At 52.9% G+C, this 20,207-nt stretch carries 19 protein-coding genes; 3 read left to right on the top strand and 16 right to left on the bottom strand.

All coding sequences use genetic code 11. The features are described 5' to 3' along the window. Positions 1 to 113 precede the first annotated feature (113 nt). Positions 114 to 818 (bottom strand): LytTR family DNA-binding domain-containing protein, encoded by a 705-nt coding sequence (locus tag CI959_RS13080; RefSeq protein ID WP_008780163.1) that lies wholly within the window; start codon positions 816 to 818, stop codon positions 114 to 116. Between the two features lies 1 nt (position 819). Next, a complete protein-coding gene (locus tag CI959_RS13075) occupies positions 820 to 1,860 on the bottom strand; it encodes a sensor histidine kinase (RefSeq protein WP_008780162.1) in 1,041 nt (346 codons plus the stop codon). A gap of 218 nt (positions 1,861 to 2,078) precedes the next feature. Here CI959_RS13075 and CI959_RS13070 point away from each other — a divergent pair, with 218 nt between their 5' ends. After that, positions 2,079 to 2,456 carry a diacylglycerol kinase family protein gene (locus tag CI959_RS13070; protein ID WP_005864789.1) on the top strand — a complete coding sequence of 126 codons (378 nt, stop codon included), beginning with the start codon at positions 2,079 to 2,081 and terminating at the stop codon, positions 2,454 to 2,456. A gap of 4 nt (positions 2,457 to 2,460) precedes the next feature. Beyond that, positions 2,461 to 3,018, top strand: a complete 558-nt coding sequence (locus CI959_RS13065) for a phosphatase PAP2 family protein (RefSeq protein ID WP_057317174.1) — start codon at positions 2,461 to 2,463, stop codon at positions 3,016 to 3,018. Positions 3,019 to 3,115: 97 nt separating this feature from the next. On the opposite strand, the gene CI959_RS13060 is transcribed toward CI959_RS13065, so the two are convergent. From CI959_RS13060 to CI959_RS13035, 6 genes are all read right to left on the bottom strand, one after another. After that, positions 3,116 to 4,378 carry an ABC transporter permease gene (locus CI959_RS13060; RefSeq protein WP_057317173.1) on the bottom strand — a complete coding sequence of 421 codons (1,263 nt, stop codon included), beginning with the start codon at positions 4,376 to 4,378 and terminating at the stop codon, positions 3,116 to 3,118. Between the two features lie 43 nt (positions 4,379 to 4,421). Continuing rightward, positions 4,422 to 5,711 (bottom strand): ABC transporter permease, encoded by a 1,290-nt coding sequence (locus tag CI959_RS13055; protein WP_057317172.1) that lies wholly within the window; start codon positions 5,709 to 5,711, stop codon positions 4,422 to 4,424. Between the two features lie 53 nt (positions 5,712 to 5,764). Next, positions 5,765 to 7,063, bottom strand: a complete 1,299-nt coding sequence (locus CI959_RS13050) for an ABC transporter permease (protein ID WP_057317171.1) — start codon at positions 7,061 to 7,063, stop codon at positions 5,765 to 5,767. A gap of 17 nt (positions 7,064 to 7,080) precedes the next feature. After that, positions 7,081 to 8,400: an ABC transporter permease gene (locus tag CI959_RS13045; protein ID WP_009018184.1), complete on the bottom strand. Its 1,320-nt coding sequence runs from the start codon at positions 8,398 to 8,400 to the stop codon at positions 7,081 to 7,083. 69 nt (positions 8,401 to 8,469) lie between these two features. Further along, positions 8,470 to 9,729 carry an ABC transporter permease gene (locus tag CI959_RS13040; protein ID WP_057317170.1) on the bottom strand — a complete coding sequence of 420 codons (1,260 nt, stop codon included), beginning with the start codon at positions 9,727 to 9,729 and terminating at the stop codon, positions 8,470 to 8,472. A gap of 15 nt (positions 9,730 to 9,744) precedes the next feature. Beyond that, positions 9,745 to 11,037 carry an ABC transporter permease gene (locus tag CI959_RS13035; RefSeq protein ID WP_057317169.1) on the bottom strand — a complete coding sequence of 431 codons (1,293 nt, stop codon included), beginning with the start codon at positions 11,035 to 11,037 and terminating at the stop codon, positions 9,745 to 9,747. 64 nt (positions 11,038 to 11,101) lie between these two features. On the opposite strand from CI959_RS13035, the gene CI959_RS13030 reads away from it, so the two are divergent. Then, positions 11,102 to 11,887 (top strand): DNA-binding domain-containing protein, encoded by a 786-nt coding sequence (locus tag CI959_RS13030; RefSeq protein ID WP_057317168.1) that lies wholly within the window; start codon positions 11,102 to 11,104, stop codon positions 11,885 to 11,887. Between the two features lie 147 nt (positions 11,888 to 12,034). Here the strand turns inward: CI959_RS13030 and CI959_RS13025 are convergent, their stop codons facing one another. The 8 genes from CI959_RS13025 to CI959_RS12990 all read right to left on the bottom strand — a co-directional run bounded on the left by CI959_RS13025 (position 12,035) and on the right by CI959_RS12990 (position 20,151). Continuing rightward, positions 12,035 to 12,700, bottom strand: coding sequence for an ABC transporter ATP-binding protein (locus tag CI959_RS13025; protein WP_005854666.1), 666 nt, complete (start codon positions 12,698 to 12,700; stop codon positions 12,035 to 12,037). Between the two features lie 190 nt (positions 12,701 to 12,890). Next, positions 12,891 to 14,162 (bottom strand): ABC transporter permease, encoded by a 1,272-nt coding sequence (locus tag CI959_RS13020; protein WP_057317215.1) that lies wholly within the window; start codon positions 14,160 to 14,162, stop codon positions 12,891 to 12,893. 4 nt (positions 14,163 to 14,166) lie between these two features. Then, positions 14,167 to 15,429 carry an ABC transporter permease gene (locus tag CI959_RS13015; RefSeq protein ID WP_008780152.1) on the bottom strand — a complete coding sequence of 421 codons (1,263 nt, stop codon included), beginning with the start codon at positions 15,427 to 15,429 and terminating at the stop codon, positions 14,167 to 14,169. Positions 15,430 to 15,627: 198 nt separating this feature from the next. Beyond that, complete coding sequence (locus CI959_RS13010; protein WP_005854661.1) at positions 15,628 to 15,978, bottom strand: hypothetical protein; 351 nt, start codon at positions 15,976 to 15,978, stop codon at positions 15,628 to 15,630. Beyond that, positions 15,968 to 16,249, bottom strand: coding sequence for a hypothetical protein (locus tag CI959_RS13005; RefSeq protein WP_009275791.1), 282 nt, complete (start codon positions 16,247 to 16,249; stop codon positions 15,968 to 15,970). The genes CI959_RS13010 and CI959_RS13005 overlap by 11 nt, the downstream gene beginning before the upstream one ends. A gap of 50 nt (positions 16,250 to 16,299) precedes the next feature. Continuing rightward, the gene (locus tag CI959_RS13000) at positions 16,300 to 17,568 is read right to left on the bottom strand and encodes an ABC transporter permease (RefSeq protein ID WP_009275790.1); all 1,269 of its coding nucleotides are present in this window, start codon (positions 17,566 to 17,568) and stop codon (positions 16,300 to 16,302) included. A 55-nt stretch (positions 17,569 to 17,623) separates the two neighbouring features. Further along, on the bottom strand, positions 17,624 to 18,895 hold the full coding sequence (locus CI959_RS12995; RefSeq protein WP_057317167.1) for an ABC transporter permease: 1,272 nt from the start codon (positions 18,893 to 18,895) through the stop codon (positions 17,624 to 17,626). Between the two features lie 11 nt (positions 18,896 to 18,906). Beyond that, entirely contained in the window at positions 18,907 to 20,151 is a 1,245-nt protein-coding gene (locus tag CI959_RS12990; protein WP_009275788.1) for an efflux RND transporter periplasmic adaptor subunit, read from the bottom strand. Between the last annotated feature and the right edge of the window lie 56 nt (positions 20,152 to 20,207).

Raw genomic sequence — 20,207 nt, 5'->3', positions numbered from 1 at the left:
TTTTTTACCCTGCCTAAGGCAAAAGGCATGCCAAAAACATATACTATTGATAATCCGATAAATAGGAATATTTAAAGTGTTCGATAATGAACAGTGTGTTCGTTTTTGGATACTTATCTTTGAATGAGTTGATTATTGACGATCGATTTATATACCTCTTCCCGTAAAGGACGCGACACCGGGATTTTATGCTCCCCAATGATTAATAGATTTCCTTCTATCGCTTGTACATAAGAAAGATTTACGATGAAAGAGCGGTGCACTTGCATAAAAATTTGTGCCGGCAGCGTTTCCTGTATACTCTTCAACCGGAGATGAACGATCTCTTTGGAAGTGAGGGTATGGATAACAATATAGTTCTCCATGCCCTCTATAAATTGAATCTCCTTTAAATAAAGCCTTTTAAGTTGCTTCTCCGTCTTGACGAAGATATAAGCGGGCTCCTCGCTTTTCGATGTAGATTCCATCAACGCATGTGCTTTATTGACCGATTTCAGGAAACGGGAAAAAGAGATTGGTTTCAATAAATAGTCCACCACGTCAAACTCATATCCTCTCAACGCATACCGCTCGTATGCCGAGGTGATAATTACCTTAGGAGCGTTCTGAGCACTCTCCAAGAAGTCCAGTCCGGACATATCCGGCATCTCTATATCCAGAAAAAGCAAATCCGCCTGAACCGAATTCAGCATATTATTGAGTTGTATAGCGTCCTCACATTCTCCGACGATGGTCAGAAAATCAATTTTACCGATGTGTCGCCGAAGTCCTTTTCTGGCGATTGGCTCATCATCCGTTATGATACACTTTATTTCCATATTATTCTGATAAATCAATACATAACTCAACCCTAAAACGGGTATTGTCTTTTTTTATACGTAACTCATGTTTATCCGGGTACAATAGTTCCAACCGTTTTCTCAGATTGTCGATCCCAATGCCTTTCCCCTTTCTTTGTTCCAAGAAATCCGGATTGAAAGTATTGCTTACCCCCAAACAGACCTTTGCCCCCTCTTTCCGCATAGATACTTGTATCCGATACGCTCCGCCTATATATTTAAACGCATTCTCCAATAATGGCTGGAAAAGCAACGGATGTATTTTTTGTCCGGTCAATTCCGGGTCAAAGGACTCCTCGAACTGTAAGCGTTTCGTCATACGAAGTCGCTGGAATTGAATATATGTTCGCAAATAATCAATCTCCTCTTCGATCGTCACTTTCGTATTTATATCATATAATTGATAACGGAGTAAGTCCGAAAGTAACTCTACAGCCTCAATCGCTTCCTCATTTTCCTCATCGATCAAGAAATAGATCGTATTCAAGGCATTAAACAGGAAATGGGGATGGTATTGCATCTTCAGCAGCTTCAATTGCGTTTCCAGCTGATCTACTCTCAGTTTCTCCAATTGAACGATTTTCTCCGAATAGCGTTTGGCTAATATATTATTACGGATCAAGAAATAGTATAGGAGAAAGATCGGCACAGCTACCGCATTGATCATTAACGCCTCTCCCCACCGATAGGTCGTTCCATTTATAGAATAGATCACGATATATAAGCCGATATTGAGCACGACTAAATTAAACAAGACCACCCATAGATATTCCCGGAATACCGGGCGGGACCTCCGCTCTTTATTCCTATCTAAAAAAGTATTAGCCAAGTAATTAAAAAACAAATAAGATAAGCTAACGCCGATCAATATAATAGCAAGGGCCTTGATACGCCCGATCCACGCGTCCACTCCCAGTTCCCACATGCGGACACCATAAGCGACATCCGTAACAATCCACAGGCAACAGATCGTCAATATCGCCATTAGCAACGGACTTAGAAAGTTATATTTTATCTTCATATCTGATTTCAAGCCATAAATTTATTCTTTTACTTTGATCTATGCTCATATCACAGGTACTTTTTTAATCAACGAAGTTATCGTTCCAGATAAAAACCAACAAGTAATCTTGACGAATTGCGGAATATGAAAGGTGAATATCCTGTTTGTTCGTCAGGATATGCGATAAAGGCAAAAAATACCTATATTTGCCCTCCTCAATAAGAGATGCTATAAAAATGAAGAATGACGGTTTCACATTTCGAAAGAGAGCCAGAAGCTTTAAATTCGCTTTCAACGGAATCAAGCTATTGATCACGAAGGAGCATAACGCTTGGATCCATTGTTTCGCGGCAGTTTGCGTACTTATCGCCGGAATGGTATTTGGACTTTCCCGCATGGAATGGATCGCAGTAACGATCGTGATCGGAGCGGTATTAGCTGCCGAGGCGGTCAATTCATCCATCGAGGCCCTAGCAGATTTGGTCTCCCCTGAGTATAATGAGGCTATCAAGCGAACGAAAGACTTGGCGGCGGGAGCTGTATTATTGATGGCGATAGCGGCAGCAATCGTCGGGTTCGTCATTTTTATACCTAAAATAGCAACTATATTTTAAATCTATGAGACATATCCTTTTCGCAATTACAATGCTCATGCTATGCCTGTCCGTTAACGGACAAGAATTGAAGGTGACCGGTAGCCGGAAAGCCGTACGGACCTCGGGAGACGTATTGGTGTTTATCACTCCGGTGGCGAGTCTAGCGACCGTATTGGCAACCCAAGATTGGCAAGGGCTGAAACAAGGCGTATTCACCGGGGTTACGACATTGGGCGTAACCTATGCGCTGAAATACCTAGTGAAGAAAGAGCGGCCCGACTTCAGCGATAATCATTCATTCCCATCCATGCATACCTCCGTATCCTTTGCGGGAGCCGCTTTTATCCAAAGACGTTATGGATGGAAATGGGGTATTCCGGCTTATGCGGTATCTACCTACGTGGGTTGGAGCCGGGTCTATGGGAAGAAGCATGATTGGTGGGACGTGGCGGCGGGAGCCGTTATCGGCGCCGGTAGCGCCTATATCTTTACCCGTCCGTTCGCGAAGAAACATAACCTGTCTATCAGCCCGGTAGCGGGAGACGGGCATTATGGGATCTATGCCTCCATGACCTTTTAGCAGAAAACAATTTTATAGGAAATAAGCAACCCGGCCGTGTATCACTACAAGACCGGGCTTTCAATTGTGTGTATGTGTGAAATATGTAAGTTAACTCTTATTCATAATGCAACGCCTCCGCCGGCTCCAAGCGGGCTGTCGAGCGGGCAGGATACCATACGCCACAGATGATCATGAGGACGATCAAGACAAACGTAATCCCTCCGCAAATCGCGAAGCGCAGCCACGTGAACGGAAGCTGATAGGTATCTATCAAATCCATATGGGCGATGTTGAAGCTGATGACTAAGGACGGGATGAACGCCAAGACCAGCAGCAAGACACCCTCTCCCACCATGATCGAGTTCAACTGACGGCGGGTAGAGCCTAAGGCCATCCTAAGCCCCATCTCGCCTTTGCGATATTCCGTACGGAACCAGAAGGTACCGATGATGCCGAGGAATATATTCGCCAATAGGAAGCAGGCTACCGCCACACGGGTTTTCACCTCGTTCTCTACGCCGATCGAACGGATATAACCGTCGCGAATATATGACAAGGGCTGTACGTCTAGCAGATAGAGGTTGCCTAGCCGAAGCTGTTCGGCCATATCCTTGCGGAAGCGGGTGGGGAAATCAGCATTATCGACATCCGGACGGACACGTACGCAGAGTCGCACGGCATCTATCATCCCCTCATAGTATCCTTCCTCCATCCGGCTTAGCCGCAGGGCCCTATAGACGTTGGGTTCCGCCTTGGTGTACTCATGACGGCGGATGGGGACGCTGATACCACGGATCGTCTCCTCGATCTCGTCGGTCACATTCCCCCGGTACGCCTTTTGCCCGAGTAGGGAAAGGCCGGGATTCATCGTCTCCACGTCGGCGGAGATTACGATGGAGTTGTTATCCTCGATGGCCCGTTTCAAGGAAGCCGTCTTGCCGTCCTTATCATAGATACGGAACACGTCGAAGAACTCCGGGGTGACGAAAGCATAGCGGCAGGGCACCTGCAACGTATCAATCCGCCAAACGAGGTTACGGCTTCCCATATAATAAGGCATCCCCCCATCCGTAAGGCAGGCCGATTCCACGCCGGGATAGGTGCGGATGCGATCCAACGCCGTCAGCAGATGAACACCATCCGGCCGCTCCCGCTTCTCCTTCGGGATATAATCCGGGCTTCTTTCCGAGAGGCTGCTGATCACGATGCTGTACGTATGCCGAATATCGAAGCCCAGAGGAGCCGTATACGTGCGCCCCATCACATACAGGTAGTCCACAAGGAACCAAAGGAAGACCGAGACCAGCAATAACTCAGCCCACAACCAAGCGTTTTGCTTGCGCTGGTTCCAGATCAATTGTAATAAATGTCGTATCATATCTTTCTATTATTTTAGTATAGCTATCATCCAACGCGGGAGATTAATGAACATTCTCGTTGAGAGCCGAGATGATACGCATCCGTGAGGCTCGCCAAGCCGGGATGCCGGCGCTCAGCAGGTTCAACGCAAGACAAGCAAGGAACGCATAAAGGAAGATCAATGGATTGAACATCATCTCCGCATTGACGAAGGTGCGACCGATACCCATCGATGCCGTGCCCGTATCCAGCAACCAATCGGACAAGAGCAGTACGGAGGCGTATGAGAAAAACAGACCTAACACACCTCCCAGCAAGGTCTGCAACAGATTCTCGTAGAGTACCTGCGTCAGTAATTCCGAGCGTGTCGCCCCGAACGCCTTCCTCACCCCGATCTCCGCCATACGTTTACGCATCCGGCTTTGCGTGATACCGCTCATGTTGATGGCAGGGATCAGCAAAAGGACAAGAACGATGATAACATATTTCATGACCAGTTCCCGTACATTCGGCTCAGAGAAAGCGTCCTCGCGAGCCAAATCGCCCAAATGGGTATCAGGTCCTCCTCCAATTTTCAGTAGGTGCGTGCTTTGTGATTCGTTAAGGCGAGCGATATTCGCCTCGGCCTCGGAGTGGATCGCATCAAAGTCGGCGGACGAACTTGCGAGGATATAACAACGGAAGCCCCCGACGAGACGGTCGGAACCATTATCATACAGGGAATTGTCGGTGGTATAAGGCAACCAGACATCGCCATAGGCAGACTCGGCCAGCAGGGAGACATCCCGCACGACGGCACGGATGGTATAGGGCACGTAGCTGATCTCGACGGTACGGCCTACGACCTCGGTCGTGCCATAGAGCCGACGTGCCACGGACTCGCTTACCACAGCATCCATGATGCCACTTTGCACTTCTTCCTCGCCATAAGGCTTACCGGAGAGGAAGCGAAAGTTGAAGATATTCCAGAACGCCGCGTCCGTAAAAGTCACGTCGCACTTGAACTCCACCGTATGATCCGCCACTGCCGCCAAGCGTTGCACGCCATGATAGGCCATGCCCACCTTCTCGGCAGAGCGCAAGGGATAGAAACAATCTTTCACCACCCGGGAAGCAAGAAGGTAGCAGTCGTTATAAGATTCGTTCTCTTTGTAGGAGGCACGGGTATCACTGACGTACATCATCCGGTCCCGATAGTCTTCCGGTGAGTAATTGGCGGTACGCATCTGCCATACGATCACGATCACCATGATCATGCAAATCGCCAAGGCCGTACCGAAGATAGAGACTCCGGAAAGGAGCTTGTTCTCTTTCAATAAGGCCCAGGCTTGTTTTAGATAGATCTTGTACATATTCATTTGATTTAATTATACGATTCAGTCGGTGGGAGACGGGGCATTATCTGTTATCCGTCATACCGCAGCGCCTCGGCCGGCTCCATCTCGGCGGCCTTGCTGGCGGGAAGCCAGACGGCGAGCAGGATGACTATAGCCAGCAGTATCCATGTCAGGATATTCACCAGCAAGAAACGGAGCGGCAGGATCGCCGGCCAGTAAAGCTCCGGCAAGGTCCCTTTGGGGATGTCCAAGAAGCCGACCATCACGAATTGAGCCTCTATCAACAAGGCGAGCGGGGTCGCCATGAGTAACAGGCATATGCCCTCACGAGCCATCTGGCTACGTATCTCTTCACGGGGCGAACCGATCGCCATGCGCAACCCGATCTCTCCCCGGCGCATCCGCACCCGGTACCAGAACGTACCCATCACGCAAAGCAGGATATTCAAGCCCAAGAAGGCCATCAACGCCATACGGACCCGGTAATCGTAGGTAACGCCAAAGGAATAATCGGTATCGGCCTTGATCCGTTCATAGGAGGTCAGGCGTTTCAGGTAGAAGTTCCCCACCCGAAGCTCACGGCTCATCTTCTCCCGGAACGTATCGGCGAAACGAGGGCCTGCCACGGCAGGATCGATCCGTATGAAATAATTCATCTCGGGGATCTCCTCCGCCGAGGGACGGATCGCCAAGAAGGCGGCACCTTGGGGTAGGCTATTGTCAAAACGCTTGATATCCTCTAATACGCCCTTTACGATATAAGTCGGGCCCTCCTCGTCGAAAGAGTCTTTCACCTCACGCCCAACGGCGGATGCCTCTCCAAATACCTTTCGCTCCACCATCCGGGTGGTTACTATAGCGCGGGGGTCTCCCCAATCAAAATCGGAAGTAGATACCGGACGGCCGTCTTTGGCGTACGAATGGTTGAAGACCGACAGGAAATCCGTGGTAGGATCTATCTCATACCTCATGACCGCTTCCCGCTTACTCGTATCGGCCGCGTTCGCCAAACCGATACCGTAATAACAGCCCGTATAAGGCGTGGAGTAACAGCCCGAGGCCGCGCCCATCGCCTGCACTCCCGGATAATCACGCAAGCGGTCTTTTATCCGCTCATAATTTCCCAGCATGGCGATCGAGTCGCTCTCGGCGGCTCGATAGTCGGGGGAGGTTTCCGGCAAGAGGCCCATTTCTACCTGCCAGACATTCGCGTAGCCACGTCCGGAGGGGAGGCTACGGTTATAGATCTCCACGAAGAAGTAATCCACCATGTACCACGCTAGGCAAAAGGCGAGCAGCAACTCCACACACACCCACACGTTGCTACGCCAGCGGTTCATCAATTGTATCCAAGTTATTTTCCACATATCTTTCTTCCCTCCATTTAAGCGTTCAACGAATCAACGATAGGTCGCCTTGACGCACGCCAAGCGGGCCACAACGCCGACATCAGGTTTAACAGGAAACATACGCACAAGGCGATCAAGAAGACCCACGGGTTGAACAGCATCCCCATGGAGAGCGATACGTCCACACCATCCGGGGCGGCATCCGAGAAGCCGTTGCCGATCTTGAAGACCCACGAACTGGCGAACGTCACCAACAGGAAGGAGAACAGGAGTCCCACCAAGCCGCCCAGCAGCGTATACAGGAAGTTCTCCATCAAGACCTGCCCGATCAACGCCCCCTTGGGAGCCCCGAAAGCACGCCGCACGCCCAGCTCGCCCAGACGCCGCTCCATACGGGAATCGGCCATGCCCGAGAGGCTGACGGCGGGGACGAGCAGCAGGAGCAGGAAAATCACCCCATAACGGCTCAAGTCTCCCACGATATCCGGCTCCACGTTCGACCAATACCGGAAGATACTCTCCCAATGGCGATCCGGCTGCCCAAGAAGGGAGAACTCACGTTTGCCATCCACGTTCAACGATTGGTTGAAGCGACGCACGTTATCCGCCACCGCCTCCCGCACCTTGCCGATATCGGCCTTGTCCTTCACGAGCATATAGACCTTCAAGGGGCCTAGCCCGGGCATACGCGCCTCCGAGTATCGGACCCGCTCCTCGAAGTCGGGCACTTGGGTATATGGGTACCAGACCTGCGAGAAAACCCGATCCATCAGGTAAGATACGTCATCCACCACGCCCACCACACGAAATGAGGTAAAGTCGAGGCTCAAGGTCTGCCCCACGGCACTACCTTCTCCATAAAGCCTCTTGGCCAGTGAGCGGGCGATTACCGCCACGGGCATCCCCGACCGGAAATCGGCCTCGGTGAAAGGCTTGCCCTCCAGGAAACGGAAGGAGAATACTTTCCAGAACCCATCGTTTACCCCCATCTTCATGACCGGTATCTGCACGGGACTGCCCACCGGCTGCACGAAAGCGGAGGCGGCGTCATCGCAACATAGCGCCAACGCCTCCAAGCCGGGCACCCCCGCAAGGCACTCTTCCACGAAGCGGGGCGATACCGGGCCACTGCTCGTGCCCCCTTTCTCATTCTTCAGCGCAGCGCTCTTCACGGTCAGCAACCGGTCCCGGTCCATCTCCGGATAAATAGAGGCCATTTTCACGTAAAACACGATGGACAGCACCATCACCAGCGAGATCGCCAATCCCGTCCCCACGATATAGACCGAGCTGAACAGCCGTTCTTGCCGGATCAGGGCCCATGCTTGTTTTAAGTAGATCTTATACATATTCATTCCATTTAAATATTCTATCAGTCGGTGAGAGACGGGGCACGCCCCGTCTCTACAACCGGGTGTTATCTGTTATCCGTCATAGCGCAGGGCATCGGCGGGTTCCAAGCTGGAGGCTTTGCGGGCCGGATACCAAGTGGCAAGGCTGATGATGAGCGCCAAGATCAGCCAAGTCAGCAGGGAGTTGATCAGGAAGCAGCCTACTTTGGATTCTACCAAGCCGGGCGGCATCAAGTCAATCCAGGCCAGATTCACGCAAATCAACAGGGCCGGGACGGTGGCGATCGTCAGCAACATCAAGCCCTCCCCCATCACCAAGCCCAAGATGGAGGCACGCGTGGAACCCATCGCCATACGCAAGCCCAGCTCCGCACGGCGGCGGCTCACGTGAAACCAGAACGTGCCGATCACCGCGAGGAACACGTTCGTGAGCAGGAACAGGCCCAGAGCGGAGACGATCCGCTGGGCGTTACTCTCGATCGAGTTCTCCAGATAAGAGGATCGCACGTCGGGGTAGGCTCGCACCTCCGACACCCAGAAGTTACCCACCATCAATTGACGCTTCATCGCTTTCAGGAACCGATCGGCGTAACCGGCCGTAGCCACGGAAGGGCGAAGGCGGAAGGTTATCTGCATCTGTGTAAGATCGTTAAGCTCCCGCAGGTCGAGCAAGGAGAAGAGGATACATTGCTTCCGGCGGTCGAACTCGTCATTGCGGACCGGCCCTGTCACCGCCACCACGTGTCCGGGAAGGGTATCACCATGCAGGTAGATATCGGCCCCGATAGCGTCGGTCGTGCCATATAGCCGCCTCGCCAACTCCGCCGATATCACCCGATCCCTGCCTTCCCTTGTCCCGGACAGAGCCTCGCCCAGCCTCTCCGGGCTTTCGCCCGAGGCGGGACGGATGCCAAACACACGGAAGTAGTCCGGCGAGACGGTCATCAGCCGTACGCTTACGCTGACGGAATCCCTCGTCACCCGGCTTCCCGACCAAGAAAGGGTATAGGGCAAGGAAGAGACGGAGAGCGCCACGGCCTCCACGTCGGCATGCCCCCGGAGGCGTTCCACGATACGCTCCACGTCGCGCGCAGCCTCATCGCCGCCCTCCTCGTAGGTAACGAACGAGGGACTGTTGGAGGGACGGACGGCCAATACCGCATGGTAGACGCCCTCGAGGTCGTAGCCCACCGGCTCATACCACGACTTACCCATCATCAAGAAGTAGCTGGTCATGAACCAGATCACCACGAACACCACCAGCAACTCGGCCAGTATCCATCCGCTGCCCCCCATGCGGGACCTTATCAGTTTCAATATATGTATTATCATAACCGTATCTCCTATTTATCCATTCAACGCATCCGTTATATTCCCCCTCACGATCCTCCAAGCGGGCAGCATCGAGGAAAGCAGGTTCAATGCGACGCAAACCCCGAAGGCGTACGCGAAGACCGACATATTGAGCAGCATCCCCGGCGAGAGGAAGACATCCCCGCTCGTCCCCAGAAGATTGAACCCAGGCACGAGGAGGGCGTTACGGAAGATGAACACCAGCACGTAGGAGAAGAGCAGCCCCGCCACGCCCCCGGGCAGCATCAGCACCATATTCTCCACGAAGACCTGCCCCATCAGCGTAGCCTTCGTCGCCCCGAACGCCTTGCGGATACCCAGCTCGCCGACACGCTCTTGTATTCTCGATGCGTTCATCCCGGAAAGGTTCAGCGCCGGTACCAACAAGAAAAGGAGGAGCGCCATCCCAAGCACGATGTAGGTCTCGGGGCCGAACAATCCGGAAAGGAGATTGTCGGCATAGCTCAAGGGCTCCTCGCATACCACCTGCCCTTCGGACAGCCCGCTATTATAGCGCCTCACCTCCCGCCGCAGTTCCTCCGAGAGAGCCGGCAGGTCGGACGCGTCGGCAAGCAGGATATTTGCCTCCAGCAGGCCGACGGCCCCGTCACGCTCGCCCAAGGCATGGTCCATGGCGACGGAGAGGGAGGAATAAGTGACCCACGCCTCGGCGTAGACATCGGCGGTTATGCCGGAGACGTCGTCCACAACACCGCTCACGGTATACTCCAAGTCGTTCAGTAAGATCGTCTGCCCCGCCGCCGCCTCGTGCCCAAACAGCCGGCCGGCCAACGAGCGGCACAGCACCGCACGGGGCATGCCGGAGAGGAACTCGGCCTCGGTGAAGGGCCGCCCCTCCACGAAATCGAAGCGGTAGACACGCCAGAAGCCGTCGTCGCAGCCTTTCAACCTCACCTTGGGAGACTCGTCTCCACCGGGCAGTCGCATGAAAGCGTCGCCATAAGAGAAAGGCATCATGAAGGAGTTGGTGGTCACCGCCACGTCCTCCGGGACGTGGAGATTACCGATCACCTCCTTGACGAGGCGAGGGCCGCAAGCCGCCTTATAATTGCTCTTCGTGCCATTCAACTTGTATGTCACGTTCGAGAGGTAGCACATCCGGTCCCGATGCACCTCGGGGGCGATATTCGCCGTACGTATATGGTAGGCCACCGCCAGCGCCATTACCATAGAGATGGCCAGCCCCGTGCCTACGATGTAGACCGAGCTGAAGAAGCGCTCCTGCCGGATCAAGGCCCATGCTTGCTTTATGTAGATCTTGTACATACTCATTCGATTCACGTTATCTTTCTTATCTTTGCCACTTAATCATTCATTAAACCACGAGATCATGGATAAAGAATTACCGAAGTCGGAGCTGCCCAAGCCGTTTCGCAAGCTGAGCCTCCGTGTCAGCAAGAGCCACCTGCCCGGTAACGCGAGCTACAAGGGAAGCGTCGTATGGCAACGTACGCTCAGCATCGATGACATCGCCGCCCGTGTCGTAGACAAACGGAGCGAGTATCGCAAGGAGACGCTCATCACCACCTTCAATCTCCTCAAGCGGGAGATCTACGACGCCATCGAGGAGGGCTTCAACGTTGATTTCGGTTTCGGACGGACGGAGATCACCCTCAACGGCTCCTTCGAGAGCCTGTACGAGAAGTTCGATCCCGAACGCCATACACTCGCCCCCCGTCTTCGCCCCTCGCCGGAGCTGAAACAACGGGTGGCAAACCTGCGTGCCGTGAACGAGACCTATCAACTGGACTACAACTCCCAGCCCCGTCCCGCTTACGTCAGCCTCCGCATCCAGCCTCGCACGCCCGACAGCGACGAGCCTTACAACCAGCTTCCGGCAGGTGAGCACCACTTCATCTCCATCTATGGCGACCGGCTGAAACTGATGGGTGACGATCCCCGCGTGGGTCTCTACCTGCACCGCCCCGACGGCTCGGAAGAACACTTCTACCCGCCCTCCGAGGTGCTTATCAATACCGGCAAACGACTTTGCTTCACGCCCGGCTTCGCTTTCACCGACGGCGAGTGGGTGGCGGAGGTGGTGACGCAATACACACCCAACTCGCGTCCATACAAGCAACCCCGCTATGGAACACTCACCTTCCTAGTGAGATAGCTCCCGAGCCTTCTCTGCTCGTATCACACATGACAGCTTTCATGAGCGACACATGATAACTTTCATGAACGATTCATGATAGCTTTCATGAGTAACACATGATGGCTATCATGAGTGATGCGAGCAGTAGTGTCCTAGATCCGCCCCTTACTGCACCTGCCTTCCGTCGAAGAAGCGCACGGTGCGGCTGGTTTGCTTGGCTTGCGCCTCGTTGTGGGTTACCATTACGATGGTGCGGCCGTCCTCCTTGTTGAGTTGGTGGAGCAGGTCCATGACCTCGATACCCATCTTGGAGTCCAAGTTACCGGTCGGCTCATCGGCGAGGATGATGTCGGGGTTACCTACGATCGCACGGGCGATGGCCACACGCTGGCATTGACCGCCGGAGAGCTGCGTCGGAAAATGGCGCATACGGTGGCTCAGGCCGACCTTCTCTAGCACGGCCTCGGCCAGCTTGCGGCGCTCCGAGGAGGATACCTTGCGGTAGAGAAGTGGCAGCTCCACGTTGTCCAGCACGTTCAGGGAATTGATCAAGTGGAAGCTCTGGAAGACGAAACCCAACTGCTTGTTACGGAAAGCGGCCAACTCCTTGTCGCTCATGCCTACCGTGTTTACTCCGTTGATCTCGACCGTGCCGGAGGTAGGAAGGTCCAGCAGGCCCATGATGTTCAATAAGGTGGACTTCCCGCATCCGGAAGGCCCCATAATGCTGAGGAACTCGCCTTGCTGCACCTCTAGGTTCACGTTTTCCAACGCGACTGTCTCTATCTCTTTCGTACGGTAAATCTTCTGTAAATTCGTTAGTTTGATCATGACTGTAATATTTTAATTGTTATTGTTTGACTCTTGTTATTGTTAAACTCTTGCTATCGCTAGGCTTTGCCACCTAAAAGCAAATTACGTGCCAGAAACGTATCTCATTGATTCCATGGCATCTTCCTGAAAAAGCACTGTCCATTATCGAACAGTCGGTTCATTCCCGAACACAGATGTCCGTGTCTGATCATTCCTGCCGCAAGGCGTCCGCCGGATGCATCCGCATGGCCCGGTAAGACGGAAAACTGATTCCCACGACAATCATCGCGGCCATCACCGCATACGAGAAGACGAAGCCGAACAACAGGCGTGAGGCCATGTCGGGCGGTATCTCCGAGCCTTGCGTCACCTCCATATGCAGCAGGTTGGCGAAGATGACGGTAGAGGGGATGAAAGCGATGGTGAGTAGCGCCAAGCCCTCCTTCACCAATTGCCAGAATATGCCCTTGCGGGTGGCTCCCATCGCCATACGGAGGCCGATCTCGGCGCTCCTTTGTTGCGTACGATACCAGAAGGTTCCCACCACGCCGAGCAGGACATTCAGCAGGAAGAAGGCGATGCCCGCCACGTAAAGGCGGACTTGATCCAACCAACGCTCAAGGAACTGGTCCCGGTAATGGGACATCGGGAAAACATCCTTCAGATAGATATTGCCCACGCGCAATTGCTGCTCCATCTCCTTCCGGAAGTTGGTGGCGAAAGCGGCGCCGTCCGCACCGGGCTTCACCCGGATGAAGGTGTTCAGGCCCTCTCCGACCCAATCGCCCTCCTCGGCCACCTTGTTCTCGTCCACCAGCTTATAGTAGGCGTAATCATAACCGGTGAACTCGCAGTAACGTTGTTTCTCGCAGACACCACCGATACGGTAGGCCACGCTATCACGAGAGCCTTGGTCGGTGATATAGATCTCTTGGCGCACGGCCGCCGCCGGGTTACCGAAGAAGTCATCGGCTACACGGCCCGTCACCACCACTTGGTTGTCGCGCAGGGCATCCACCAACTCCGAGGGGGAACCGCCTTCTGCCGTCTTCACGCCGAACACCTCGAAATAGGTGGGCGAGACGAAGCGCACGAAGCCATTACGGATCAACGAGTCCTTCCGGAACGTAGCGTATTGATTCGATCCCCGGTAATGAAAATGCACGCCGGTGGTGAAACAGATTGATTCCACGGAGGGGTTCCGGCGGATGCGGTCCATCAAGGTCAGGTAATCCCCGCCTCCCCGCTCGCTATGCACGGAGGTCGTGTCATAATCGGGGCTTTCCTCCGGGATCACGCCGAAACTCACATGATACGTATGCTCGATGTTAAAGCCCAAGGGCTGCGAGTAGAGTCTGTACATCACGAACAAGGCGTCCGCCGCGTACCACAGGAAGATAGAGACCACGAGCATTTCCAACCAGATAAACAAGTTCCCCTTGCGCTCGTTCCAGAGTTGTTTTAGAATCATCTTATACATAGCGTCAACCATTTATAGAGTCCGTAATATTCAATCTTGACATTCGCCAAGCCGGGAGGCCGGCGGAAAACAGGTTCAGCACGAGGCAGAACAGGAAGGCGGCGATAAAGACCGCCCCGTTAAACATCCCGGTGGAAAGCCCCGTCTTCCCCAGCGAGGTGACCAGCAACCAGTCCCTCAGCAACAACATGGCGCCGTACGACATCGCCAATCCCAGCAGTCCGCCGAGCAGGGTCAAGACCATGTTCTCGGACAGCACTTGCCAGAGGATGGTACCTTGCGTGGCCCCGAAAGCCCGGCGTACGCCAAGCTCGGCCATCCGGCGGCGCATCCTCGACAGGGTGATGCCCGATAGGTTCAAGGCCGGAACCAGCAGGAGGATGAAAAGGATGATACCGTAACGAACGTAGAGGTAGAAGAGGTTCGCCCCGAACTCGCTACCGCCGCCGATCCATTCCTCGATCTGGGTGGAGGGCTGGTGAAGGATATCGGCCTTGACATCCCGGGTCTTGGCGTTGAACTCCTCGACCTTCCGCAGCGCCTCGGTCCTCAACTCCTCTCTCGTGACGCCCGGTCTCAGCAGGACGCAACAGCTATACGAGCCGTTGATGCCCTCTTGGTATCCCCCGTCGTCCCGCACCGTGTAAGGGATCCAGACCTCCGCCCACGCTTTCGAGGCGAACCGGGATACGTCCTTCACGACCCCGCAGATATTGTAGACGATGAAATCGAGCTTCATCTCCCGCCCCACGACTTGGTCCGTGCCGAAAAGGGCCAAGGCCACGCTCTCGCTGATCACGGCGTCGCGGATACCGCTCGTGAAAGCCGCCGGGCTGAAGGGGCCTCCTTGCTGGAAATCGAACTGGAAGATCTTCCAGAAGGCGGTATCCGTATAAGAGATGTAACTCGTCCGATTCTTAAGCCCGTCCATGGACGAGGCGGTCAACGGCCTATAGCGATCCATGTTGATGGCGGTTACGGCCTCCGCCCCTTTCAGCGGATAGCAGCATTCCTTCACCAAGGGCAGTCCCAACGACGAGTAGGAGATGCGCCGGTTATCATCCTTGCCATTGCTCATGACGGTCGTTATGTAGCAGGTGCGGCCACGGTTTACCTCCGGCTTGAAACTCGCCGTATTCACGACATACAGGATGACGATCACCATGATCATGCAAATGGCCAAGGCGGTACCGAGTATCGAGATCACGCTCAACAGCTTGTTCTCCCCGATCATCCTCAACGCTTGTTTAATGTATTGCTTTATCATAAACTTTTGTATTATAAATTATCTATTACCCGACTAAAACAGCGATTGTTTGTTATCATCCGACTTTGTGCCCCTACGGAGGCAAATAACGTGCCAAAAACGTAACCACTTGATTCCTAACATCACCCCGTAAAAAAAGCTGTCCGATAACGAACACTTGATTCGTTATCGGACAGCGATTATGGACAGTTTCAGATTTTATAATTCCCAACGTAAAGATCTCAGCAGTTCATCGATCTCGGCTGCCGAAATGGAGTCACGGTCGGCCTTATCGTAGATCGTGAGGAGAATAACCGTACCCTCATTATCTGCGCAGACAATGGCCTCCGTGTAAGTAATCACTCTCGCCCCATGGCTCTTTCCTTTTCCTTTGGAGGCGATGGCCATGCGTACCTTGCGAACGCCTTTGCCTAAGCTCGTCCCTTGATCAGGGTTCTCGCTCAAAGACTTACCCAAAGCCGATAAATCAGCCTTCAATGAGCTATACTTCTTACAGAGACGTTTGAACTCTTTATCGAAGTCTTGATGGGTTTTTATCCTATACCTCATTGAGCAACTCACTCAAGTCTCTAAACTTATGCCCCACATCCTTGCCCTCACGCAAATCCTTCACGTCTTGCAGGGCGTTCCTTAGCCCCGCCAAGATCTCCTCCTTGGTAGGCTCCACGTAATCGTCTGCCGACTTCTCTACCGGGGTGGCCTTACCGAAAGCAGCCATCTTCATACGGCGGACGCTGTTGAGGGCCTTCTTGATCAACTTCTCATCCTCCAAGGACATCACCTCTTGCAGTAACGACATTTTTAATTCTATAGCTGTCATACGCTTGCTCCTTTCTCATTAATGAATTGACAGACGCAAAGATAGACAATTTATTCGTAATGCAACGCCTCCGCCGGAGCCATCTTTACCGCCTTGCGGACAGGGAACCAGATTCCCATGCAGATCATGCCGGCCATCAGGAGGTAGGAGACGCTGAGGGTTACTAGAAAGCGGAGGATGGAGAGGGGCTCGCGGTAGGAATCCAGCTTATCCAAAAAGGCCATATTGAAGACGAAGACCAGTAGGATCGGCACAGTGATCGCCAAGAGGCCCAGACCTTCCAGATACATGTACTCGCCCAGCCTGCCCCGGCTGGAACCGATCGCCATGCGGAGACCGATCTCGCTACGCCGCCGCTCGGTACGCAACCAGAACGTGCCTACGATACCGAAGAATACGTTCACGAGCAGGAAGGCCATCATGGAGAGTTTCTTGCTGTTCTCGTTCTTGGTAAACCGGAGTTGGTCATCACGCTGGTCGGCAAGGAGGGTGACACCGTGGACGAAGGTGTTATTTACCGTCATCCGATCCGCTGTTTTCTCCAAGAAAGCGTACATCTCATCCTCGGTCATCGGGCATTTCGTACGTACCGATAGTTCAGCGCTCCTTACGCCGAAATTCTTCACGAACTCCTGCAATGACTCACCTTTCAATATCGTGAAAGCGCAGTTCTCCGGGCGGTCGAAGTCATTGCTACGGAAGGTAGGAAGGACAGCGGCGATCGTGAAAGGCTCGGAAAGGTCGTCATTCTCCGAGATCTGCCGGCCTATGGCGGACTGCCCCCCGAAGAAGAAATCCTCCGCCTCCGCCGTTATGACGAGCGGGCGGTAAGCGTTCTCCACCAGCGGGGTGATGGCACGGCCCTCCTTATCCTTCATACGGAATACATCGAAATAAGAAGGGGATACTTTCAGCTTGTGGTAGTTCTGTCCTACCGCCTTCGAGGTATCAGCGCCCAAGGGAAGAAGCGTCCCCCACGAACTTCCGTTTGAATAAGGCATGGACCAATACGTAACACATACCTCCTCGACCTCCTGCTCTTGGCGGATACGTTCCATAAGCTTCAACAAATCCTGTGTTGCGTTCGAGTCGTAAAGTGAGTCGGGCACATAACCCGGGGCGTTCGACGAGAGCGTGGAAAGCTTGAAACGCCACGTATTCGAGATATCATATCCCATCGGGGCGTTATAGCAGCGCACATCCACCCATAACTTATCCATCATAAACCAAAGGGCGCACATCACGATAACCAACTCGCCCAGTATCCAGCCGTTGCTCTTGCGCTGGGCCCATATTATTTTAAATATATGCTTAATCATAATTTGATAGTTGATAGTTGACAATTGACAACTCATTGTTCATCATTCATTGGATTCACTCGTTCCCCTTTAACGCTTCTACGATCGGTTGCCTTGTCGTACGCCATGCCGGTATCCCGGCGCTTAATATATTCAGCAAGAACGTAAAGATAAGGGCGGAGATAAATAAGCCCGGTTTAACGAGCATAGGCGCCGTAAGGCTCACGTTCTCGCTCAACATGAAAGGCTTCCCTACCACCAGCAACACCATCGAGAGACCGATACCGATCACGCCACCGATCAAGGTCAGCACAAAGTTCTCCGATAAGATCTGCATCAAAAGATTCTGTCCCGTAGCCCCGAAAGCCTTACGTAAACCGATCTCTTCTTTCCGCTTCTGAACGGACGATTGGATCACGCCCGTTAAGTTCAGCGCCGGTACCAAGAGCAAGAAGAATAGGAAAGCACCCGATCCAGCCAAGAAAGTAGGCCAGTCCACCTTTTGAAAAGCGCCGCTTCCCATGGCCGTATCCAACTGGGAAAGTAGCCCGGAAGGGAAACCTACGTTATAATCGGTCTTGCTGTCATTGTAGCGACGTACCTGCTGGTCTAGCTCCGAGCGTATGGCATCGAAGTCGGAAGAGGAACGAGCCAATAAGGCCACGCTGAAATAACCGGCCATATTCTCCCCATACTCCCCATTTGCACGGGTCAGGGCCTCATTGCTGCTATAGGGTATCCATACCTGAGCGTAGGAGCTCATCAATGAAGAAGGTACGTCACGCACCACCCCGCAGACGGTGAAAGAGATAAAATCCATCACAACCTGCCGCCCGACGGCCTGTCCTGTTCCGAACAAATCGGTCGCCACCTGTTCCGACAGCACCATCTTCGGTATACCGGATTGAAAATCAGCCTCGCTAAAGGGGTCTCCTTCCACGAAAGGATGGTCGAATATTTTCCAATGGCCCGCGTCCGTATAACAAATCTCATACTCCTTGAAGAGCCGTCTATTGGGCAATGACAAGGAATGGCTATCACTACAATAGCCGGATACGGCCTCTGGTTTCCGCAAGGTATAGAAACATTCCTTCACGACCTCGCTGGACATGCCTCCACGATTACGATCCGATCCTCCGGGGGATTTCGAACCGACTTCCGTACCCCAGACATACATAAACCTAGACCGATTGGACTCAGGGGCATATCCCGTGGATTTAATCTGGAACACCAATACCATCACCAACACCATGGCGATCGCAAGGGCCGTTCCCGAAATAGAGATTATGCTTACGAGCGTATTTTCACGCAGCATTTGAACCGCTTGTTTGATGTACTGCTTATACATAATTCGAATCGTTATTTCAATTTCAGTTTATTCTTTTCCTTGAAACTTGTCATATCGGAAACGACCACCTCGTCACCCGGTTCCAAGCCACCTACTACTTCTACATACTCAAAGTTGCTGTCTCCCAGCTGTACCTTCCGCTTGATCAATTGGTCTCCGTTGACAACAAACAACTCATACTCTCCTTTCCCGACGTAGAACGAGGCGTTGGAAATACGCAGCACATCGTCCTTGATCGCATTCATCACGTATACATCGGTCTTCAAACCGGAGCGCAAGCGGCGATGGTTATCCTCCTCCAACTGTACCGTGAAGGAGATCACGCCGTTCTTCGATAAGGGGGTAACATCGCTAACCACCCCATCCAGTTTATCGTTGCCGATCTTTACGACGGCCTTGCTACCGGCGGCGATCCGGTCGCCATAGGTATCGGCGATCTCCCCCTCTATCTTGAAATGGGACAAGTCGGAGACGATAGCGACACGACTGCCTTGAGAGACTTGGGCACCTACCTCGTTGTTCACGTAGGTCAGGATCGCCTTGCGGGGAGAGCGTATCTGGGCGTCTTCCAAGGTACGCTTCGTCTCGGCTAGACTCTTTCGGAAGATGTTCAGGTCGAGTTCTTTCACTTTATAATCGGCATCCGTCAAGGATTTCTCGTTCTCATATTTTTGCTCATCCTCTTTCAGTTTCAAGACGCTAACGTTATAGTCCAGTTCCACTTGACGGACCTTATCGGTCGTTCCGGCGCCTAGGCTATCCAGATAACGCTCGTTGCGCAACTCCACTTCCTTTCGGTTCAGTTCCATGCGAGAGACTTTCAATTGCATCTCCATCTCGGAAAGCTTATTGCGGTTTTGGATACGGAGTTGATCCAATTGGAGGCGTTTCATTTGCTCCTCGTCCAATTGTTTCTTATAATCCGTCTCGGCGCTTAGCAAGTCCAGTTTCAAGATCGGAGTACCTACATCCACGGAATCGCCTCCCTTTTTATAAATCTCGACGATACGGGAGTTGATCGGTGAGTTGATGATTTCCTCGAAAGCAGGTACCACCTTGCCGGATGCGCTAACGGAAACCTCGATCACTCCTTTATCTACCGTTGAAAAAACCAAGTCCTTCCGTTGCAGGCTGGTTTGCATAAAACCGATCACCCCGCCAATCAAGACAACGGCAATACCGATCCCCGCCCCCAGCTTTATAAACTGTTTACGCTGCTCCTTCTGCCGAACCTCTTTTGATATCTCTCTGTCCATATTTCGTTTGTTTTTATTTTCCACCCTCCAAAGAGCAAACCCCGTGCCAAAAACGT

The sequence above is a fragment of the Parabacteroides sp. AT13 genome (genome assembly GCF_002272965.1).
GTDB lineage: Bacteria > Bacteroidota > Bacteroidia > Bacteroidales > Tannerellaceae > Parabacteroides > Parabacteroides distasonis.
Note: the sequence above shows the minus strand (reverse complement) of the source record. Positions and strands in the feature narration are given on the sequence as shown.